Genomic DNA, 21,825 nt, shown 5'->3' on the forward strand with positions numbered 1-21,825 from the left:
GGGAGTCGGCAGCTCGCCTTAACCTGACGAGATCGGTAGGTTGGTCGGTGGTTGAGCTTCCAGCCGGTCGCCGTCGCGACCCGTCGATCCGGTCGTCGCACCTGATCGCGGGTCGAACGCCGCCTGGGTGCGGGTTCTTCACGACGTCGACATGGCAGCTGACACGTCGCGACGACGCGCTGGGAGGTGGGGCTATGGCGGTCAACCCGACGGCTTCGTTGCACCCGACGGCTCAGGACTCCGCCGCCAATCTGCGCGCCGGCGAGCAGTTGGTCGACGACGTCGGCACGGGACTGTCCGGTTCGCTGAATCTGCGTCGCACGGCACTTCGGCTGTTGACGATGATCCGCCCGCGGCTCGCCGACTGGGGGATGGTCGTCCTGCCCGGCGACCGCCCGGGCTCGCTGACGTTGGTCGGAGGCGACGACGCCGGCTTCCACGCCGTCATCTCCACGGCCGCCATCGCCGAGCTCGAGCTCAGTCGCCTGTTGCGGACCGGTGGCACGGAGCTGCGGCACGTCATGATGGACGACGACGCCGAGGGCGATCTCGCCGGCATGATTCCGCACCCCCGGCTTGTCGCCGAGGCCGCCTCGATGCGCCCGGCGGATCTGCTCACCGTGGGTCTCAACGCGCGGGGCGCGACCATCGGTGCACTGGTGCTGATTCGGTGCGAGGGGCGGGGCTTCGAGGCCCGCGACGTGACGGTCGCCGAGAGAGTCGCGACGAGCGCCGCGATGGCCTTGGATTCCGCACGACTCTACGAGGAGCGCGGGCGCATCGCGTCGGTTCTGCAGAGCAGCCTTCGGCCGCCGTCGCTGCCAGAGGTCGACGGGGCGCGGTTGGCCGCCAGGTACCGGCCCGCGGCCGAACACCTCGACATCGGAGGCGACTTCTACGACGTGCACGGCCGAGGGGACGACTGGCTGCTGTCGGTCGGCGACGTCTCCGGCAAGGGCGTGGAGGCGGCCGCGCTGACCGGTCGAACCCGCCAAAGCATCCGTACGGCCTGCTTTTTCGATCGTCGTCCCGAGGTCGTCCTCGGGGCGCTGAACACGGTGCTCTTCGACGAGCACACGAAGGACTTCGTCACCGTGGTGTGCGCCAGGATGCGTCGCGACGGCGACGGGCGATTCGTGGTCGACGTGGCCGCGGCAGGTCATCCGCCGCCCATCGTGCTGCGTCGCGACGGCCGGGTCGAAACGGTCGGCGTCAGTGGCACCGCGGTCGGCATGATCGCCCAGGTGCGGTACCGGCCGGCCACCGTCGCCCTCGAGTCCGGCGACACCATGCTGATGTTCACCGACGGAGTCGACGAGGCCACGGGTCCCGACGGCATGTACGGCGTCGACCGGCTCGTGGCCTTGCTGCCCCGCTATGCCGGCGCCGGCCCCGAAGTGCTCTGTGAGGCGATCGAGCAGGACGTCCTCGAATACCTCGACGGTCGGCAGCACGACGACATCGCGTTGCTCGCGGTGACATGCGGCGACTAGGCGAGCGTCGAAACCCGTTGGAGGCGTACGACGCGGCTCTCGCGAGCGGAGACACCGAGACGGTGACGTCGCTCGTCGCCGAAATGCTCTGCGAGGGTGCGGATCCCGTGTCGGTGCTCACCGACGTGGTGGCCGCCGCTCAGCGGGAAGTCGGCCGGCGCTGGCAGCTAGGCGAATTCACGGTGGCGCAGGAGCACGCGGCCACCGCGACGGCCATCTCGGCGACCAAGGTCGTCGCCCATCACGTCCGGCAGATGCCGGTGACCCGGGGCAAGGTGCTGGTCGCCTGTGCCGAACGCGAGTGGCACGCGCTGCCCGCGATGATGATCGAATGCGCGCTGCGCGCCAACGGCTGGGACACCACCCTGCTCGGCGCGTCGACGAATCCGTTGCGGCTCAACCAATATCTGCACGACCTGGGACCCGACGCCGTCGCGGTGAGTTGTTCGGTGCTGGGCTCGTTGCCGACCTGTCGACGATTCATCGAGGCCACGACGGCCAGCGGGACGCCGATCCTGGTGGGCGGCCCGGCGTTCGGCGGCGACGACGTGCGGGCGGTCGCCCTGGGCGCCACCGCGTGGGCGCGCGACGCGCACGGCGCCATCGTGGCGATGGACGGGCTGCCGGCGGTGGTGTCACCAGCGAAGCCCCTGGCCGCCGAGCGGACTGCCGAGCAGTCGGCGCTGGAGTCCGACCATCGTCGGCTCGTCGCGCGGCTGCGTGAACGGTGGTCGCTGGTCGCCGCGGCCACCACTCCCGACGCAGACTGCCTCAACAGCGTCATCGACGTCGCCGACGACGTGCTGCACCAGATCCTCCACGCGGTGGAGGTGGTGCTGCTCACCGGTGACCACCGGGTGCTGGCCGAGACGGCCTGGTGGATCGACGACCTGTTGCGTACCCGAGGTGCCGACCCGCAGATGATGGGTGAACTGGTGGACATCTTCACCGCCGCGATGCGTGACTACCCGTTGGCAGCCACGATGTTGGCCGTCCACTTCGCCGTACCGGGTGACTGGCGCCAGGACCGGACAACCGGCGAATGACGAGTGACGAGAGGCAATTCCGTGGTCTTCCGCGATGACGACGAGATCGGTCGTGACCTGGCCATGGTGGACTGGACGGCCACCCCGCTGGGGCCGCCGGAGCTGTGGCCGCAGAGCCTCCGCACGGCGGTCAGCATCCTGTTGGCGTCCCGGTTTCCCATGTGGATGGCGTGGGGGCCCGATCTGACGTTCTTCTGCAACGCCGCCTATCGCCGCGACACCCTCGGCAGCAAGTACCCCTGGGCACTCGGCCGGCCCGCGAGCGAAGTGTGGGAGGAGATCTGGCCCGACATCGGACCGCGGATCGCATCGGTTCTCTCGACCGGTGAGGCGACGTGGGACGAAGCACTGTTGCTGTTTCTCGAGAGGTCGGGCTATTCGGAGGAGACCTATCACACGTTTTCCTACAGTCCGTTGCGCGACGAGGACGCCCGCGTGGTCGGCATGTTGTGCGTCGTCAGCGAGGACACCGACCGGGTGATCGCCGAGCGTCGAATGGCGACGCTGCGCGACCTCGGCTCCGATCCGAGTGTCGTCCGCACGGAGCGGCAGATGTTGGACTTCGCGGCCAGTCAACTCGCCGGCAATGCGTACGACCTGCCCTTCACGTTGACCTACCTGTTCGGCGACGAACCAGATCGCGGCGACGCCCACCTCGCCGGCGTCAGTGGCATCGTCCTCGGTCATCGGGCTGTCCCGCAGACCATCTCGGCGCGCGAACCGGCGGTGTGGCCGGTCGCCGAGGCCGCCCGCGGCGAGACCGCGCTGGTGGAGCTGGACGGTCGGATGCTCGACCTGCCGTCCGGCGCGTGGGCGGGCCCGCCGACGGCGGCGCTCGTGGTTCCGCTGTTGCAGCAGGGCGGCGCACCGGTGGGGTTCCTGGTCGCGGCACTGAACCGCCACCGATCGCTCGACGACGGCTACCGGGGCTTCGTCGAACTCGTCGCGGGACACATCGCCGCGGGGGTGGGCAGCGCGCGCAGCTATCAGGCCCAGCAGCAGCGTGCCGAGGAATTGGCGGAACTGGACAGTGCGAAGACGGCCTTCTTCTCCAACATCAGCCACGAGTTCCGGACCCCGCTGACGTTGATCCTCGGACCGGTCGACGACTTGCGCGCGGCGGCGAGCGGTCTGGACCAGGCCACTCGCGACGAGCTGGACCTGGTCCACCGCAACGGGTTACGGCTTGCCAAGCTCGTCAACACCCTGCTCGACTTCTCCCGCATTCAGGCCGGGCGGATGCAGGCCAAGTTCGAGCCCGTCGACCTCTCGGCCGTCACCGCGGAACTGGCCAGCGTGTTCCGGTCCGCGTTCGACCGGGCGGGGTTGGACTTCGTCGTCGACTGCCCGCCGCTCGACCAACCCGTCTACCTGGACCGCGACATGTGGGAAAAAGTCGTGTTGAACCTCCTGTCGAACGCCCTGAAGTTCACGTTCGACGGATCCGTCACCGTTCGGGTGCGCGGGGAGGGCTCGGGTGCGGTGGTGACCGTGACCGACACCGGTATCGGGGTGGCCGCCGCCGAGATGCCCCGGCTGTTCGAACGGTTTCACCGCATCGAGACCGCCCGGGCGCGGTCGACCGAGGGCAGCGGCATCGGGCTGGCGCTGGTCCGCGAACTGGTCGGACTGCAGGGCGGCACGATCAGCGCCGACAGTCGGGAGGGCGAGGGGACCACCTTCACCGTCCACGTTCCCTACGGCTCGGGACACGTTGCCCACGAAGGTGTCTCGACGTCGGGGACCGGTGCGACGACCGGTGCCGTCGCGCAGCCCTACGTGCAGGAGGCGCTGCGCTGGCTGCCGTCGGATCCGGCGTCACCCGAATCCGACGCGCCATCGGCCGTCGTCACCTCCCTGGCAGGCGGTGAGGATCCGGTTCGGGTCCTGGTGGCCGACGACAACGCGGACATGCGCGAGTACCTCACCAATCTCCTGCGCACCTCGGGCTATGTGGTCACTGCCGTGACCGACGGCCTCGAGGCGCTCACCGCCATCCGCGAGCGGGCACCCGACATCCTCGTCAGCGACGTGATGATGCCGGGCCTGGACGGGCTCGAGCTGCTCGCCACCCTGCGTGGCGATCCGCGGACGGTCGCGCTACCCGTTCTCCTGTTGTCGGCGCGCGCGGGCCAGGAGGCGTCGATCGAGGGCCTGCGGGCAGGGGCCGACGACTATTTGGTGAAACCCTTTGCGGCCGCTGAACTCCTGGCCCGCGTGCGGGCCAACGTCGAGCTCGCCAGGTTGCGCAACCACCACGCCCGGTGGCGCACGGCGCTGGTGGACTCCCTGCAGGAGGCGTTCTTCGTCTGCGACGAGCACGGCGCCGTCATCGAGATCAACGCCGCGTTCGTCGACATGCTCGGATACGGACCCGCGGGCCTGCCGTATGCGCCAGTGCATCCGTGGTGGCCCGACGCCGAGACCGACCCGGAAGCCCACCGATCGGTCCAGGCCGCGTTCGCGGGTCTGCTCAACGAAACGCACGGCACCTTCACCGTCCCCGTGACGCACCGGGACGGTCACCGCCTGTGGGTCGCCGTCAACTTCAACCACGCCGAGGATCCCGACACGGCCCGACGGGTCATGGTCGGCACGTTCCGCGACGTCACCTCGGAGCACTACACCGTGCAACGTCAGACGGCACTTGCCGCCCTGAACCAGCAACTGGCGCAGGCTGATTCGCTCGATGATGCGCTGCTGGGCGCCATCGGCGAGCTCAAGGGCGTGTGGCGGGCACGGCGCGTCCTGGCCGTGACGTTCCCCAGTGCCGCCGCCGACGCGGACACCCCCGAGCTCCTGTGCGTCGGCGAGCCGATCGAATGGGCCGAACTGACCGCAGACCAGCGCGAGTCGATCGTGAACGTGCGGGACGCGGGCCTGCTGACCACCTCGACCGCGACGACGAGCTCTGGCGGCATCTCGCTGCAGCATCCGCGAGGGGTGCTGGTGGTCTGGGTGGAATTGTCCGAGCAACGGCCGTTCGGGCCGAGGGATCACACCCTGCTCGCCGTACTGGCCGGGCGGCTGGGCCAAGGACTTCACCGCGCGTACCAGCTGGACGAACAGCGGGAGACCGCGGTGGCGCTGCAGCACGCCATGCTGGGACCGGCGAACCTGCCGACGGGCTTCACCGTGCGGTACCACCCGGCCAGTCGGCCGCTTCAGGTCGGCGGCGACTGGTACGACGTCGTGGACCTCGACGACGGGCGGGTGGCGCTCATCGTCGGCGACTGCGTCGGCCACGGCCTGGGTGCCGCGACCGTGATGGGTCAACTGCGCAGCGCCTGTCGTGCCCTGTTCCTCGAACAGTCCTCTCCCAGTGCCGTTCTCGCCGGAATGGATCGTTTCGCGGCGCGGCTTCCCGGTGCGCGCTGCACGACGGCCTTCTGCGCGGTGCTCACCCGCGACAGCGGTGAGCTCGTCTTCTCCAGTGCGGGGCATCCGCCGCCGATCCTGGTACTGGCCGACGGGACCACGACCATGCTGGAGGGCGGGCGTGGGCTCCCACTGGCGTTGCAGCTCGGCCGGACCCGGCCCGAAGTGCGCATGACGTTGCCCGCCAGGGCCACGCTGGTGCTCTACACCGACGGTCTGGTGGAACGCCGCGGCACCTCGATGGACGACGGCATGGTCCGCGCCGCCGACCTCGTCAGGGGCGGGCGCATGGACGAGCTCGACGCCGTCGCCGATCACCTCATGTCCGAACTGGAGCCCGGCGGCGGCTATCCCGACGACGTCGCCCTGTTGCTGTACCGCCGACCGGGGCCCTTGAACGTGACGTTCGTCGCCGACTCCGCCCAGCTCGCGCCGATTCGGGACGCGTTGCGCGGCTGGCTGACTCAGGCGGGAGTGGACGACGAGCGGATGCAGGACGTCCTCATTGCCACGGGCGAGGCCGTGTCGAACGCCATCGAACACGGTCACCGGGATCGCCCCGACGGCGTCGTCTCCCTGCGCGCCGCCGCCCTGGTCGACCGGCTTCGGGTGACGGTCACCGACACGGGCACCTGGAAACGGCCCCGGGCCGTCGCCGACATCAGTCGTGGCCGTGGCATGGCGCTCATGCGAGGCTTGATGGAGGACTTCACCATTCACTCCGACGACGTCGGCACCACGGTTTCCATGCACGCGAGGATTGACTAATGGCCACACCGTTGACCTTGAACACCGATCGGGACGCCGACGGGGCGCCGCGGGTCGTCGCCGAGGGGGAGATCGACCTCAGCAACATCGCCGTGTTCACCGAGGCACTCACGGAAGCGCGGGCCGGCACCCGACGGCCCATGACCGTCGACATGAGCGCGGTCAAGTACCTCGACAGCGCCGGCATCAACGCCCTGTTCAACCACGCCGACGAGGTGGACCGGCTCCACCTAATCGTCCACCCGTTCCTGATCCGCGTGCTCACGATCAGCGGGCTCAGCGACGTCGCGGTGGTGGAGGCGGCCTCCCCGCCGACGAACGGCGCCTAGCTCGGCACGGGGACCGGCGCGGTGTCGTCCTCGTTGCTCGCCGCGGGTGGCGGCGTCTTGCGGAAGTGGTTGTCGCCCCGCGGATAGACCACCAGCGGCCACCAGAACCACCGGCCAAGGAGCGTGGCGATCGACGGCATCAGCAGCGATCGCACGATGAAGGTGTCGACCAGCAGACCGATGGCGATCGTGGAGCCCATCTGCGCCAGCACCACCAGCTTGCTGAACATCATGGCCGCCATGGTCGCGGCGAACACCAGTCCGGCCGAGGTCACCACCCCGCCGGTACCCGCCATCGAGCGGATGATGCCGGTCTTCAGCCCGGCGTGGATCTCGTCCTTGAACCGGGAGACCAGCAGCAGGTTGTAGTCCGAGCCCACGGCCAACAGGATGATCACCGACATCAGCATGACCAGCCACTGGATCGGCTTGCCAAAGAGGTCCTGCCACAACAGAACCGAGATGCCGAACGACGCGGCGATCGAACTTCCCGCCGTGGTCACGATGACCAGGGCCGCCACCGCGCTGCGGGTCAGGATGATCATGATCATGAAGATCAGCGTCAGCGCCGACACCACGGCGATCAGCAGGTCGTACTTGGCGCCGTCGGCCATGTCCCGGTAGGTGGCCGCCACGCCGCCGAGGTAGATCTTGGCGTCGGACAGCGACGACATCTTCAACGCGTCCTGTGCGGCCTTGCGTTCGGAGTCCACCCTCGCGATGCCGTCGACGGTGGCGGGGTCGCCCTCGTGGGTGATGAACATGCGCGCCGACTTGCCGTCCGGGGACAGGAACATCGCCAGGCCACGCTTGAAGTCCGGGTTGGTGAACGCCTCAGGGGGAAGGAAGAACAGGTCGTCGTTCTTGGCGTCGTCGAACGCCGCTCCCATCGCCAGGGCGGTGTCGTTGGAGGCCTCCATCTGGTCGAGCAGCGCCTTCTGCGAGTTGTACGACGCCAGCGACAGGTCACGGCTCTGCTTCATCGTGGCGATCGTCTGCGGCAGCAGTGCGGTCAACTTCGGTGCCAGCGCCGACAACTGGTCGGTGTTGGTCTGGACCGCTCCCGTCCGGTCGGTCAGTTCGTCGATGCCGTCGAGCGAGTCGAACAGGGAGCGGATGGCGGCGCACAGCGGAATGTCGAAGCAGTGCGGCTCCCAGTAGAAGTAGGCCCGCATCGGCCGGAACGTGTCGTCGAAGTTGGCGATGTTGTCCCTGAGCTTCTCGGTGGTCCCGAGGAGTTCCCGCGACTTCTCCGCTGAGTCCTGGGTGAGCGCGGTCTGCTGCAGCGACAGCTGGTACTGCTGCTCCAGGATGGCGATCGAGGCGTTGGTCGAGTCGATCGTCCGCAGCTGGTCGGCCAGTTGAGCACGTTGGAACGGCAGGTTCATGTTGCTCGTCTGGCCGGAGACGCTCGTCTGGAACGGGATCGAGCTGTGTTGGATCGGGATGCCGAGCGGCCGGGTGATGCTCTGCACCATCGCGATGCCGTCGGTGTGCATGACGTTGCGCGCCACCGCATTCAGCACCAGCATGTCGGCCGGATTGCGCATGTCGTGCTCGGAGTTGACCATCAGGATGTCGGGGTTCATCCGGGCCTGGGAGAAGTGCCTGTCGGCCGCGGCGAACCCGACGTTGGTGGGCGCGTCCTTGGGCAGGTAGTACTGGTCGTTGTAGGCGGGCTTGTAGCCGGGAATCGCCACGAGGCCGATCAGCACGATGAACAGGCTGACGACGAAGATTGGTGCGGGCCAACGGACTACTGCCGTCCCGACCTTGCGCCAGAACCGGCTCTGGGCGGGTCGCTTGGATTCGTAGAGTCCGACCTTGCTGCCGAGGAAGAGCACCGCCGGGCCGAGGGTCACCGCGATGACCACGACCACGACCATGCCGATCGCCACGGGTGCGCCCATGGTGCTGAAGTAGGGCAGCCGGCAGAAGCTGAGGCAGTAGGTGGCCCCGGCGATCGTCAGGCCCGAACCCACGATGACGGGAGCGACGGACTTGAAGGTGGCGTAGTAGGAGTCGTCCCGGTCCAGCCCCATGGCGCGGTCTTCGCGATAGCGACCGAAGATGAAGATGCCGTAGTCGGTGGCCGCGGCGATCGCCAGCATCGTCAAGATGTTGCCCGCGAACGTCGTCAAGCCGAACGCCCCGTTGGTGGCGAGCACCGAGACCACGCCTCGGGCGGTCAGCAGCCCGAGGAACGTCAGGAACAGCTGAACCAGCGTCGTCCGAATCGACCGGTAGACGATCAGGAGCATGAGGGCGATCGCGGCGAGCGTGATCAACGTGATCTGGGCCAGGCTCGCGTTGCCGATGACGTGCAGGTCGTCGGTGAGGGCGGCCGGACCGGCGACGTAGGCCTGCACACCCGGTGGGGCCTTGGTCTCCGCGATGACCTGTCGGACGAAGTCGACGCCCTCGTTGGCCTCCGTCTGCCCCTGCTCGCCGGCCAGGTTGATCATCACGTAGGACGCCTTGCCGTCGGCGCTCTGCGCGCCGGCCGCGGTCAAGGTGTCGCCCCAGAAGTCCTGGATGTGCTGAATGTGCTGGGGATTGGTCTGCAGCTTCTTGATGATGGCGTTGTAGTAGTCGTGTGCCGGCGGGCCCAGCGGCTGCTGGCCTTCGATCACGACCATCACGGTGCTGTTGGAGTCGAACTCCTTGAAGTTTCCGCCCATCAACTTCATCGACGTCATCGACGGAGCGTCCTCGGGTGCCATCGGCGCCGAGTGCAACTCGCCGACGACCTCCAGCTGGGGCGCCATCACGTTCACCAGAACCGCCACCACGATCCAGAACAGGACGATCGGGAGGGAGAAGATTCGGATCGCGTGCGGCAGGTAGGGCCGCTTGGGCCGTTGCACGTCCTCGGACGGGTTCTCGGCCGGCGCTTGTCCGGGCGTCGCGTGCGTCATGCGGACTTCACCAAGCAGTAGGTCTGAGCTTCGATTCCGCTCGCGGACTGCTCTTCACGGACGGTTCCATTCACGGTGACGCGGCATCCAATCTGATCGCCGTCGGCCCGCGCCATCAGGTTCGCGCTGACCGTCGGCAAGGTGGTCGACAGGGTGACCGACCACGGCAGTGACGCAGTGATCGTGTGGACGTGGGCATCCGGGTCGAAGTAGCTGATGAGGGCCGTGTCGCCCGGTGAGCCGTAGACGTCGTACACCATGATCTTCGGGTTGAACTGGACGATCTCGATGCCCGAGCCGGCGTTGGCGTTGAGGTCCTGGGAGGCGAACTGGCGGTGCAAGCGAAACACCACCAGACCGGAGACCGCCAGCACCACGATCAGGACCAGGGGGATCCACAGTTTCTTGAATCCGCGACCGATCGGATTGTCCTTCACTACAACGCCTTCCGCTGATCGTCGATGGGTGGGCAATCCGCAGTGGCGGCGAGCCTGCGCAGGATGGGTAGAGCCACGCGGGCCGACAGCTGCAACGCGTTCTGCTCTTCGGGGGTCAGGGTGTCCATCAGTTCGGTGAGGCGTTCCCGGCGTGAGCGTCGGCGGTCGTCGACGGCGTCCTGACCGTGCTCGGTGATGCCGACGAGCGTGGCCCGTCCGTCCTCGGGGTCGGCTATTCGGCAGACGAATCCCTGCCGTTCCAGCCGCGTGATCAGCTGGGTCATCGACGGCTGACTGATGCCTTCCTTGGCGGCCAGGGTGGTCAGCCGAATCGGGCCTTCGCGGCAGAGTCTGTTGATCGCGAACAGGGCGGACGCGCTCAAGTCGGTTCTGTCGGTCAGGAACCGGGCGGTCAGGTCCACGGCCTGGTCGAGGAGTCCGCCGACGCATTCACTGGCGATGCGTTCGCTCGGCTCCTCGGGCACCCGCTAGATATATCATGAGTCCTATGTAGCGGCGAATTGGCGGCTATCACAGGTGATCACCAGCTAGTTCACAGAAATGGACTTCCGCCGCCTTTCGGGCTCGTCACCGCCGACTGTCCACGGCCATGGGCGGTTTCGCTCGCGACGATTCGGATCCGTCCTCGGCTCCGCGGAGCGACGGATGACCGCATCCGGAATCTGCATAACGCCCCCTATGCATCGGCGTTCCCCCAACGCCACCTCAGGCCAGCGCGTCGCCGAGCGCCCCGAGCAAGCGGTCGACGTCGGCGGCGGTGTTGTACGGCGCGAGGCCGATCCGCAGCCCGCCGGCCTCGCCCAGCCCGAGTAACCGGGCCGCCTCGTAGGCGTAGAACGACCCGGCCGGTGCGTTGACGTCCTGTCCCGCGAGCGCCGCGCTGACCTCGGCGGCGTCGCGACCCTCGAAGGTCACCAGCAGCGTCGGGGTTCGTCGGGCGGCCGTCGAGTGGATCCGCACTCCGGCAAGCGTTCTCAACCCCGCTTCGATGCGCTGGCGCAGCCCGTCCTCGTGGGCTTCGAGGGCGCCCAGGCTGGCGACCAGCCTCTCGCGGCGCGAGCCGGCGGCACCCGTCATGCCCGCGAGGAAGTCGACGGCGGCCGTCGCGCCCGCCATCACTTCGTATGGCAGCGTGCCCAATTCGAAGCGTTCGGGAACGCGATCGGTCGACGGCAGCAGCTTGGCGGGGCGCAGCTCGGCGAGCACGTCGGCCGTGCCGGCCACCACGCCGCAGTGCGGTCCGAGGAACTTGTACGGCGAGCACGCGAAGAAGTCGGCGCCGAGCTCGCGGACGTCGACGATCCCGTGTGCGGTGTAGTGCACCCCGTCGACGTAGAGCAGTGCCCCCGCGGCGTGGGTGACGTCGGCGATCGCCCGCACGTCGGGCATCGTCCCGATCAGGTTGGAGGCGGCGGTGACCGCCACCAGGCGCGTGCGATCGGTCAGCTGCGCCGCGACGGCGGCCACCGGGAGCTCCGAGCTGGTGGGGTCGAAGTCCACCCAGCGAACGGTCGCGCCCGCCGCGGCGGCGGCGAGCACCCACGGCCGCACGTTGGCGTCGTGGTCGAGTCGGGTCACGACGACCTCGTCGCCAGGGCCCCACCCGGCCGACAACGTGCGCGACAGGTCGAAGGTCAGCGCCGTCATGCTGCGGCCGAAGATCACCTCGTCGGGGTCGGCGTTGAGCAGATCGGCCAGTGCGGCGCGACAGTCGACGACGATCGCCTCGGCGTTGCGCGCGGCCGCCGTGACGTGTCCGCGGTTGGCCAGCGGCCGCAGCATCGCGTCGCGCACGGCGTCGGCCACGGCGGTCGGCGTCTGCGAGCCACCCGGCCCGTCGAAGAACGCGGTACCGCCCTCAAGGGCGGGAAAGCAGGCGCGGACCGCCTCGACGTCGAAGGCGGGTGCGGTGTCGAGTGGACCGGTCACCAACGAAGTCTGACCCACGCCCGTGGGGCCCGCAGCGGGCGGCATACTCGTGTCGTGGACACCACGCAGTTCTGGACCGACGCCGGGCACCACGTGGTGCGCTACGGGGCAGCCTTCGTCCCGCGAGTCATCAAGCGGGCCAACGGAAGTCACGTGTACGACGAGAACGGGACGGCGATCCTCGACTTCACCTCGGGGCAAATGAGTTCGGTGCTGGGGCATTCCCATCCCGACGTCGTGTCCACGGTCTCGACGGCGGTGGCCACCCTCGACCACCTCTACAGTGGAATGCTCAGCGAGCCGGTGGTCGAACTGTCGACGAAGCTCGCGGCCACCCTGCCCGCGTCCCTGGAAAAGGTGCTGCTGCTGACCACCGGCGCCGAGTCCAACGAAGCCGCCATCAAGATGGCGAAGCTCTACACCGGCAAGTACGAGGTGGTGTCGTTCGACCGGTCCTGGCACGGCATGACCTCGGGTGCGGCCTCTGCGACGTTCAGTGCCGGGCGCCGTGGGTACGGCCCACCGATGCCGGGCAACCTGACCCTGCCGACCCCCAACGCCTACCGGTCGCCGTTCCGGCATCCCGACGGCAGCTACGACTGGCGCACGGAGCTGGAGTACGGGTTCGCGGCAGTCGACGCCCAATCCTCGGGCAGCCTCGCCGCGTGCCTGGTCGAGCCGATCCTGTCCTCGGGCGGCATCATCGAACCGCCGCCGGGTTACCTGGCCCGCCTCGCCGAACTCTGCGCCGAACGCAGCATGCTCCTGATCGCCGACGAGGCACAGACTGGCATCGGCCGCACCGGAACGATGTATGCCTTCGAACGCGACGGCGTCGTCCCGGATCTGCTGACGCTGTCGAAGACCCTCGGCGCCGGTCTGCCGGTGGCCGCGGTCGTCACCACCGACGAGATCGAATCCGTGTGCCACGACCGGGGTTTCCTGTTCTTCACCACCCACGTGTCGGATCCGCTCGCCGCGTCGGTCGCGTTGACGGTGCTTAACGTCGTCGAACGCGACGGTCTGGCCGAGCGGGCCGCCCACCTCGGCGGACACCTGGGGACCCGGCTGGCCGCCCTTCGCGAACGGCACGAACAGGTCGGCGACGTGCGTGGCCGGGGGTTGTTGCAGGGCGTCGAGCTGGTCACCGACAAGGTGAGCAAGGCACCCGCCGACGACCTCGGCGCGCGGGTGACCGCCGAGTGCCTTCGGCGGGGGCTGCACATGAACATCGTGCAGCTGCCCGGCATGGGCGGCATCTTCCGCATCGCCCCGCCCCTGACGATCACCGACGCCGACCTCGACGCGGGACTGGACATCCTCGGCGACGCCCTGGCGGCCTGCCTGTAGTCAGCGAGCCAGTCGAGCGGCGAGCGCCGCGCCGAGCCGATGCCCGGACAGCCACGCCGACTCGATGCGCGGCGCACCGGACGGACACCACGAGTCGCCGCACGAGCCGAGTAGACGACCGCCGTGGGTAGTGAGTCCGTATGCGTCTTCATCATGCGTGGCAACGGGTTTCGCGAACGTCCAGCGGTGGGCGTGGGTCCACTCCGGGGTCGCCGTGACGCCGAGAAGTCGCCGGAGCGCGTCGAGGACGGGGGCCACCGCGCCGTCGGGGTCGTCCAGGTGCGCCGCGGCCCGTTGGGCGGTGGTGTGGACGACGAGGACGGCCGCGCCGTCGCCGCGTCGGGAGCCGTCGTCGGCGATGGTGGTGACGTCGGGGTCGTCGTTGACGAAGGCGGCGTCGGGAAGAGGCCAGCAGCGCCGCTCCCAGCCCGCCGCGACGGTGATCACCGGTTCGTAGTCGACCCACTCGGCGGCGTCGGGGGCCAGGCGGGCGGCCTGCGGGTCCGGCATCGCCAAGACGATTGCGTCATGGTCCAATTCGTCGAGGGAGCCGACCGCGGCCTCGCAGCGCGCCTCGTCGGGCAGCGACGCCCGCACCAGCGACCGCAGCCCGTCGGGGGCGGCGTAGCGCATCGGGCCGGAGGTCTGACGGTGGCCGTCGGCGGAGTACACGTCGAGGGTGTCGGTCCAGTCCCGCACCAGCTTCTGGGCCGACCATCGCTCGACCGCAGCGACGAATTCGGGCTCCTTGGCCGTGAAGTACGCGGCGCCCAGGTCGACGCGGCGGCCGTGCAGCGTCGGCGACGCCATCCGCCCGCCCGGCGCACGGCCCCGTTCGATCAGCTCCGCGGAGATGCCGTGCCCGCGCAGGACGTGGGCGCAGACGGCCCCGGATATGCCGGCACCGATGACTGCGACTCGCGAGGACACGGCTCCAACCTAGTCCGGGCCGACCACCGCGTTCGGCGGCCGACCGCCCGTGGCGAAGACGTCGATCTGGTCCTGGGCGACGCGCCAGGCCCGTTCCCACGCCCCCTCGGTGCTCCCGGCGACGTGCGGGGTGAGGATGAGGTTCGGTGCGGACCACAGCGGATGCCCCGGCGGCAGCGGCTCGGGATCGGTGACGTCCAGCGCGGCGCGAAGCCGGCCCGAAATCAGCTCCGCGAGCAACGCGTCGGTGTCGACGGCACTGCCGCGACCGGCGTTGACGACCACGGTGCCGTCGCGCAGCCGGCCCAGGAACCGGGCGTCGAGAAGGTGGTGGGTCTCCTCGGTCGCCGGCAGCATCGCGACCACGGCGTCGGCGCCGGGGAGCAGCTCGTCGACGTCGGAGAGCGCGACGACGCCGTCGCGGGCCCGCCGTCCGACGAGCGTCACCTCGACCTCGAACGGCACGAGCCGGGCCGCCAGGTTGACGGCCAGGTCGCCGGCGCCGAGCACCACGACACGCTTGCCGATCAGCGTCTCGGTGTCCTTGAAGCCCCAGACGCCGTCGGCCTGGTGGGCCCGAAACCCCGGCAGGTCGCGGTAGATGGACAGCAGCACGGCCACCACCCACTCGGCCGTCGAGCCGCCGTGCGCCCCACGCCCGTTGGACAGGACCACGCCCTCGGGGAGGTGGGGCACCCACTGCTCGTAGCCCGCGTTGAGCGTCTGGACGAGGCGCAGGCCAGGCAGGTCGGCGAACCGGGCGCCGGTCTCCGGGGCGTTGTCGAACCCGACCACGACGACGTCGGCGTCGAGGTGGTCCGACGGCCATGGATCGCCGGGTCGATAGAACGCCATCGTCGTGTCCGCCGTGGGGGTGGGCAGTTCGAGGCCGAGGTCGTCTGGCACGAGCACTTTCACGGTGCCCACGCTAGTGACCGCCCGGGCTACAGATACGGGTCGGCCCACGCGCTGATGATGCGGGCGGCCCTGGCGGCCTGATTCTTCCCGGTCAGCAGGTGGTCGGCGCCCTCGAGGGAGACGAAGCTGCGCGGATGCCGGGCGGTGCGGAAGATGTCGCTGGCGTTGGCGATGCCGACGGTGTTGTCGGTGGGGGAGTGCATCACCAGCAGTGCCCGGCGCAGGGTGCGGATGCGCTCGCGGAGGTCCGCGGCACGGACGTCGTGGATGAAGTGGCGCTTGAGCGTCAGGGCCTTGCCGCCGACGAGGAACGGCGCCTCGCCGTCGGCTTCGATCAGGTGGACCAACGCGTCGTAGTTGTGCTCGACGTGCGCGGGTTCGTACGGCGCCCCGACGCTGGCGACCGCGGCCACGGTGTCGCATTCGTGGGCGCCGGCGATCGCGGCGGCGCCGCCGAACGAATGCCCGACGAGCAGGTGGACCTCCCGGCCCGTGCCGTTCATGAACTCGACCGCCCGCACGGTGTCGGCCACCTTGTGGGAGAAGGACCCGTCGCCCCAGTCGCCGTCGGAGTCGCCGAGGCCCAGGTTGTCGAAGCGCAACATGCCGATGCCGTCGGCGGCCAGCTGCTTGCACATCCGGCTCGCCGCGGGACTGTCCTTGCCCAGGGTGAAGCCGTGGGAGAAGACGCCCCACCCGCGGACCTCGCCGTCGGGAAGGTCGACCACTCCGCGCAGGGTCGGTCCGGTGCTACTGGGAAAACTGACGGGCTCGGCCACCCGCAGATCTTGTCATCGACCGCGGCGCCAGGCGGCGTCATCGGGCCGCAGTGAGATCGATGCCACCCGGTCGCGTCACTCCGCGGCCGCGGCGAGCTCCTTCTCGGCGGGCTCGTCGTGGCCGTCCCGTTCCGGGGGACCCGCGTCGGCCTCCTGTCCCTCGTGGAACTTCCGGACGGCACGGATCTTGTTCGTCACGTCGAGCGCGGCGACCTTGTACGCCTCGGAGAACGTGGGGTAGTTGAGGATCGCGTCGACCAGGTAGTCCACCGTGCCGCCGCAACCCATGACCGCCTGACCGATGTGCACCAGTTCGGTGGCGGCCGTGCCGAAGATGTGGACGCCCAGCAGCTTTCGGTCCTCGGTGGACACCAGCAGCTTGAGCATGCCGTAGGAGTCACCGGCGATCTGGCCGCGCGCGAGCTCACGATATCGGGAGACCCCGAACTCGTACGGGATGGCGTCCTTGGTCAGCTCTACTTCGGTGGCGCCGACGAACGACAACTCCGGAATCGTGTAGACGCCGATCGGTTGCAGCGCCGTCATGTCGTGCGCGGGCTCGCCGAACGCGTGGTAGGCGGCCAGCCTGCCCTGGTCCATCGACGTGGCCGCCAGCGCGGGGAAGCCGATCACGTCGCCGACGCTGTAGATGTGGTCGACCTTGGTCCGGAAGTGGCCGTCGACCTCGATGCGTCCGCGGTCGTCGGTGGCCAGCCCGGCCGCCTCCAGGTTCAGTTCCTCGGTGCGTCCGACGCGGCCGGCCGAGTACATCACCGCCTCCGCGGCGATCTGCTTGCCGCTGGCCAGGGTGGTCAGGGTGCCGCCGGGAGACACGTCGACGTCGGTGACCTCCTCGCCGAAGCGGAACGTCACGGCCGAGTCGCGCAGGTGGAAGCGCAACGCCTCGACCACCTCGGGATCGCAGAAGTCGAGCATGGTGTCGCGCTTCTCGACGACCGTCACGTGGCTGCCGAGCGCGGCGAAGATCGACGCGTACTCGATGCCGATGACCCCCGCGCCGACGACGACCATGGAGGTCGGGATGAAGTCGAGGTTGACGATCTCGTCGGAGTCGAGGACCCGTTCCTGGTCGAAGTCGACGCCGTCGGGTCGCCGAGGTGTGGTCCCGGTGGCGATGACGATGAAATCGCCTGTGAGCGTACGGTGTTCGGCCTCGTGCGCACCCTCGACCTTGACGGTGTGGGCGTCGACGAAGCTGCCGTTGCCGATGTGCAGGTCGACGTGGTTGCGCATCAGCTGATTGCGGATGACGTCGACCTCGCGGTCGATCACGTGCGACGTGCGCTGGTGCAGATCGGCCGGCGTGATGTGCTCCTTGACCCGGTAACTGGCGCCGTAGAGCTCGCGCTGGTTCATCCCGGTCAGGTGCAACACCGCCTCGCGCAGCGTCTTCGACGGGATGGTGCCGGTGTTGGTGCACACGCCGCCCACCATGTGGCCGTGCTCGACGATGGCCACCTTCTTGCCGAGCTTGGCCGCGGCCAGGGCCGCCTTCTGCCCACCGGGGCCAGAGCCGATCACGATCAGGTCGTACTCAGTCTCACTCGCCATGGGAGGGGGCATACCCATATCTCGGGCCCGCACCACGACGTGAACCGGTCGTGAACTAAATGTGCGCAAGGTTCTCGTGCGCGTCCCCGGCGCCGATGATGGACGGATGACCCTCTCATCCGACGCGCCGGTGCGCACCCGGAGGCCGCACTGGTCGCTCGCTCGGACGTGGCTGCTGCAGCCGGGCGTCCCCGACGGCCACGACGCCTTCGATGCCGCCGTAGCCGGCAGCGCGGACGTGGTCGTGCTCGACGTCGAGGACGGTCTGCCCGATGCGCGCAAGCCCGCGGGCCGTCAGTCGGTGGCCGAGTGGCTGTACGCAGGTGGGCAGGGCTGGGTTCGGATCAACGCCACGACCTCTCCGTACTGGGCGGCCGATCTGAACGCGCTGTCCGGCGCACCGGGACTGCTCGGCGTCATGCTGGCCAAGACCGAATCCGCCGACGACGTCGCCGCGACGAGCACCCGCTTGCCCGCGGGCACCCCGGTGGTCGCGCTGGTGGAGTCGGCCGTCGGGATCGAGTCGGTGTCGGACGTGGCGCGGGCCCCCGGCTGCGCGCGAATTGCCTTTGGCGTTGGCGACTTTCGACGCGACACCGGCATGTCTGCCGACCCGATGACGCTGGCCTACCCACGCGCGCAGCTGGTGATCGCCAGTCGCGCGGCGGGACTGCCCGCACCCGTCGACGGACCGACGCTGCGGGACCAGGCTGCCGACTTGGCCAGGGACACCGCGGTGACGAAGGCGGCCGGGATGACCGGGCGGCTGTGCCTGGACTCCGCGCACGCCGAGACGGTCAACGCGCTGCTGAGCCCGTCACCGTTGGACATCGCCGAGGCGCGTGCCACGCTCGCCCGCCTGGACGCGCCGTCCGGACCGTACGACGGAAGCGTCGGCCCCACCCGCGCCCGCGCCGAGGCCGTGCTGGCCCATGCGGCGAAACTGGGCCTCGTCGACTGAGCCCGCCTTCCCCGCCGCGACACTGCGGTTGTTGCGCGAAACGGGCCGAATTCGCGCAACAACCGTAGTGTCGGCGGTTGACCTCAGTTCACGTAGCCGTCGGCCACCGTCAGCGCTGCGTCGAGGATCTTGAGCCCCTCGGCGACCTCGGCGTCGGAGATGTTGCAGGCCGGCACCGCGTGGATGCGGTTGAAGTTCGCGAACGGCAGCAGGCCACCGGACTTGCAGGCGGCGATGACCGCGTTCATCGCGGGGCTGGAACCACCATAGGGAGCCAACGGTTCCCGGGTCTGCGGGTTGGCGACCAGTTCGATCGCCTGGAACACGCCGAGCCCACGCACCTCGCCGACCGACGGATGCCGCGCCGCGAGGTCCGCCAGGCCGGGGCCCAGCACGTCGGAGCCGATGCGGGCGGCGTTGGCCACCATGCCCTCGTCCTCCATCACGTTCAGCGTCGCGACGGCGGCGGCGCACGCCAACGGGTGACCGGAGTAGGTCAGCCCGCCCGGGTAGGCGCGGTCGGCGAACGTCGAGTAGATCGCGTCGTTGATCGCCACGCCGCCCAGTGGCACGTAGCCCGAGGTGACACCCTTGGCGAACGTGATGAGATCCGGCACCACGTCGAAGTGCTGGATGGCGAACCACTTTCCGGTCCGCCCGAAGCCGGCCATCACCTCGTCGGCGATCATCACGATGCCGTACTTGTCACAGATCTCGCGGACGCCCGCCATGTATCCGGGCGGCGGCACCATGATGCCCGCGGTGCCCGGCACGGACTCCAGGATGATCGCCGCGAACGACGTCGCACCCTCGTGCTGGATGAGCCGCTCCAGGTACTCCAGGGCGCGTTCGCTCTCCTGCTGCTCGTTCTCCGCGTAGAAGGACGAGCGGTAGAGGAACGGGCCGTTGAAGTGCACGACCCCGCTGCTGGCGTAGTCGTTGGGGTAGCGGCGCGGGTCGCCCGTCAGGTTGACCGCGGTGTCGGTGCCGCCGTGGTACGAGCGGTAGCGCGAAAGCACCTTGTAGCGGCCGGTGTGCAGCCGCGCCATGCGGACGGCGTGCTCGACGGCGTCGGCGCCGCCGTTGGTGAAGAACACCCGGTTCAGGTCACCGGGGGTGCGCTCGGCGATCAGCCGGGCCGCTTCGGACCGGGCGGCGTTGACGTGCTGCGGCGCCACGGTGCACAGCTTGGCCGCCTGCTCCGCGATGGCCTTGACCACCGTCGGGTGCTGATGGCCGATGTTGGTGAACACCAGCTGCCCGGAGAAGTCGAGCAGCTTGTTGCCGTTGCCGTCCCACACGTACTGGCCGTCGGACGCCACGATGGTCATCGGCGTGATCTGCGCCTGCGCCGACCAGGAGTGGAAGACGTGCTTGCGGTCGAGCTCGTAGGCGTGGGCGGCCTCGGCCTTGGCGGTGGCCAGGTCTTGGCCGCTGGGCAGCAGATCCGTATCGAAGGTCGTCATGATTTCAGTCTTCCTGACTCAGTCGTTCTGCGGGAAGCCGAGGTTGATTCCACCATGGCTCGGGTCGAGCCATCGCGTCGTGACGACCTTGCCGCGGGTGAAGAAGTGCACGCCCTCGGTCCCGTGGGCGTGGGTGTCGCCGAACAGCGAGCTCTTCCAGCCACCGAAGCTGTAGTAGGCGGTCGGGACGGGGATCGGCACGTTGATGCCGATCATGCCGACCTCGACCTCGTTCTGGAACCGCCGGGCCGCGCCGCCGTCGTTGGTGAAGATGGCGGTGCCGTTGCCGTAGGGGTTGGCGTTGATGAGGTTCAGCGCCTCGTCGTACGAGCTGACTCGGACCACTGACAGCACCGGGCCGAAGATCTCGTCGGTGTAGACGCTCATCTCGGGGGTGACGTCGTCGATCAGCGTCGGGCCCAGCCAGAAGCCGTCCTCCTCGCCGTCGACGGTCACGCCGCGGCCGTCGACCACGATGGTCGCGCCGTCGGCCTCGCCGGCGTCGACGTAGGACGCCACCCGGTCGCGGTGGGCCTTGGTGACCAGGGGACCCATGTCGGACTCACGCGTGCCGTCACCGGTCTTGAGTCCCTTTGCGCGGTCGGCGATCTTGGCGACCAGGTCGTCGGCGATCGGGCCGACCGCGACGCAGGCGCTGATGGCCATGCAGCGTTCCCCGGCCGATCCGAAGCCGGCGTTGACCATCGCGTCGGCGGCCAGGTCGAGGTCGGCGTCGGGCAGCACGATGGCGTGGTTCTTGGCGCCGCCGAGCGCCTGGACCCGCTTGCCGTGCAGCGTGCCGGTGGAGTAGACGTACTGCGCGATCGGGGTGGAGCCGACGAAGCTGATCGCCTTGACCGTCGGGTTGGTGAGTAGTTCGTCGACGGCGACCTTGTCGCCCTGCAGCACGTTGAACACGCCGGCGGGCAGGCCCGCCTCGGCCCACAGTTCGGCGAGCCACAGGGCGGCCGACGGGTCCTTCTCGCTGGGCTTGAGCACGACGGTGTTGCCCGCGGCGATGGCGATGGGGAAGAACCACATCGGCACCATGGCCGGGAAGTTGAACGGGCTGATGATGCCGACGACGCCCAGCGGCTGGCGGATGGAGGCGACGTCGACGTTGGTCGAGGCGTTCTCCGTCATGCCGCCCTTGAGCAGATGGGCGATGCCGCAAGCGAATTCGACGACTTCCTGGCCGCGGCTGACTTCGCCGAGGGCGTCGGAGACGACCTTGCCGTGCTCGCTGGTGATGATCTCGGCCAGCTCGCCCTTGCGGGCGTTGAGCAGCTCGCGGAAGGCGAACAGGATGGTGGTGCGCTTGGCCAGCGACGTGTCGCGCCAGGCCGGGTAGGCCGCGGCGGCGGCGTCGATCACGACGCGGGCGTCGGCGACGTCGGCCAGCGCAAGCTCGCCGGTGACCTGACCGGTGGCGGGGTTGGTGACCGGGGCGGTGCGGTCGCCGGATCCGGCGAAGGCCTTGCCGTCGGCCCAGTGGGCGATCGTCTTGACGCGGGTGCTGAGTGTCATGCC

Annotated in this window: 15 protein-coding genes and 1 pseudogene; 6 read left to right on the top strand and 10 right to left on the bottom strand. The window is 69.2% G+C overall.

The window, feature by feature from the left end; translation table 11 throughout:
• Positions 1–194 precede the first annotated feature (194 nt).
• From H7J06_RS27960 to H7J06_RS27975, 4 genes are all read left to right on the top strand, one after another.
• Complete coding sequence (locus H7J06_RS27960) at positions 195–1,493, top strand: PP2C family protein-serine/threonine phosphatase (protein WP_264042690.1); 1,299 nt, start codon at positions 195–197, stop codon at positions 1,491–1,493.
• Entirely contained in the window at positions 1,481–2,539 is a 1,059-nt protein-coding gene (locus tag H7J06_RS27965) for a cobalamin B12-binding domain-containing protein (protein ID WP_264042691.1), read from the top strand. Before H7J06_RS27960 ends, H7J06_RS27965 begins: the two co-directional genes overlap by 13 nt.
• Before the next feature lie 63 nt (positions 2,540–2,602).
• Positions 2,603–6,685 carry a SpoIIE family protein phosphatase gene (locus tag H7J06_RS27970; protein WP_264042744.1) on the top strand — a complete coding sequence of 1,361 codons (4,083 nt, stop codon included), beginning with the start codon at positions 2,603–2,605 and terminating at the stop codon, positions 6,683–6,685.
• Positions 6,685–7,014, top strand: coding sequence for an STAS domain-containing protein (locus tag H7J06_RS27975; protein ID WP_264042692.1), 330 nt, complete (start codon positions 6,685–6,687; stop codon positions 7,012–7,014). Before H7J06_RS27970 ends, H7J06_RS27975 begins: the two co-directional genes overlap by 1 nt.
• Here the strand turns inward: H7J06_RS27975 and H7J06_RS27980 are convergent.
• The 4 genes from H7J06_RS27980 to H7J06_RS27995 all read right to left on the bottom strand — a co-directional run bounded on the left by H7J06_RS27980 (position 7,011) and on the right by H7J06_RS27995 (position 12,319).
• Positions 7,011–9,932 (bottom strand): MMPL/RND family transporter, encoded by a 2,922-nt coding sequence (locus tag H7J06_RS27980; protein ID WP_264042693.1) that lies wholly within the window; start codon positions 9,930–9,932, stop codon positions 7,011–7,013. The genes H7J06_RS27975 and H7J06_RS27980 overlap by 4 nt on opposite strands.
• Complete coding sequence (locus tag H7J06_RS27985) at positions 9,929–10,369, bottom strand: MmpS family transport accessory protein (protein ID WP_264042694.1); 441 nt, start codon at positions 10,367–10,369, stop codon at positions 9,929–9,931. Before H7J06_RS27985 ends, H7J06_RS27980 begins: the two co-directional genes overlap by 4 nt.
• Positions 10,369–10,854: a MarR family winged helix-turn-helix transcriptional regulator gene (locus tag H7J06_RS27990; protein ID WP_264042695.1), complete on the bottom strand. Its 486-nt coding sequence runs from the start codon at positions 10,852–10,854 to the stop codon at positions 10,369–10,371. Before H7J06_RS27990 ends, H7J06_RS27985 begins: the two co-directional genes overlap by 1 nt.
• Positions 10,855–11,095: 241 nt before the next feature.
• Positions 11,096–12,319, bottom strand: coding sequence for a cysteine desulfurase-like protein (locus H7J06_RS27995; RefSeq protein ID WP_264042696.1), 1,224 nt, complete (start codon positions 12,317–12,319; stop codon positions 11,096–11,098).
• A gap of 54 nt (positions 12,320–12,373) precedes the next feature.
• Between H7J06_RS27995 and H7J06_RS28000 the strand changes: the two genes are divergently transcribed.
• Positions 12,374–13,669 (top strand): aspartate aminotransferase family protein, encoded by a 1,296-nt coding sequence (locus H7J06_RS28000; protein ID WP_264042698.1) that lies wholly within the window; start codon positions 12,374–12,376, stop codon positions 13,667–13,669.
• Here H7J06_RS28000 and H7J06_RS32500 read toward each other — a convergent pair whose 3' ends face one another.
• The 4 genes and pseudogenes from H7J06_RS32500 to sthA all read right to left on the bottom strand — a co-directional run.
• Positions 13,670–14,599 (bottom strand): NAD(P)/FAD-dependent oxidoreductase, encoded by a 930-nt coding sequence (locus H7J06_RS32500; protein ID WP_264042699.1) that lies wholly within the window; start codon positions 14,597–14,599, stop codon positions 13,670–13,672.
• A gap of 9 nt (positions 14,600–14,608) precedes the next feature.
• Positions 14,609–15,517, bottom strand: a complete 909-nt coding sequence (locus H7J06_RS28010) for a 2-hydroxyacid dehydrogenase (RefSeq protein ID WP_264042700.1) — start codon at positions 15,515–15,517, stop codon at positions 14,609–14,611.
• 26 nt (positions 15,518–15,543) lie between these two features.
• A complete protein-coding gene (locus H7J06_RS28015; RefSeq protein WP_264042701.1) occupies positions 15,544–16,296 on the bottom strand; it encodes an alpha/beta hydrolase family protein in 753 nt (250 codons plus the stop codon).
• A gap of 165 nt (positions 16,297–16,461) precedes the next feature.
• A pseudogene (gene sthA, locus H7J06_RS28020) lies at positions 16,462–17,868 on the bottom strand (Si-specific NAD(P)(+) transhydrogenase); the annotation flags it as partial.
• A gap of 106 nt (positions 17,869–17,974) precedes the next feature.
• On the opposite strand from sthA, the gene H7J06_RS28025 reads away from it, so the two are divergent.
• Complete coding sequence (locus H7J06_RS28025; protein ID WP_264042702.1) at positions 17,975–18,829, top strand: HpcH/HpaI aldolase/citrate lyase family protein; 855 nt, start codon at positions 17,975–17,977, stop codon at positions 18,827–18,829.
• An 83-nt stretch (positions 18,830–18,912) separates the two neighbouring features.
• On the opposite strand, the gene H7J06_RS28030 is transcribed toward H7J06_RS28025, so the two are convergent.
• Together H7J06_RS28030 and H7J06_RS28035 are read right to left on the bottom strand one after the other, a co-directional pair.
• On the bottom strand, positions 18,913–20,295 hold the full coding sequence (locus H7J06_RS28030; protein WP_264042703.1) for an aspartate aminotransferase family protein: 1,383 nt from the start codon (positions 20,293–20,295) through the stop codon (positions 18,913–18,915).
• 18 nt (positions 20,296–20,313) lie between these two features.
• Positions 20,314–21,822 (bottom strand): CoA-acylating methylmalonate-semialdehyde dehydrogenase, encoded by a 1,509-nt coding sequence (locus tag H7J06_RS28035; RefSeq protein ID WP_264042705.1) that lies wholly within the window; start codon positions 21,820–21,822, stop codon positions 20,314–20,316.
• Positions 21,823–21,825 lie beyond the last annotated feature (3 nt).

Origin of the sequence: Mycolicibacterium hodleri (assembly GCF_025822245.1) — a bacterium.
Classification (GTDB): domain Bacteria; phylum Actinomycetota; class Actinomycetes; order Mycobacteriales; family Mycobacteriaceae; genus Mycobacterium; species Mycobacterium hodleri.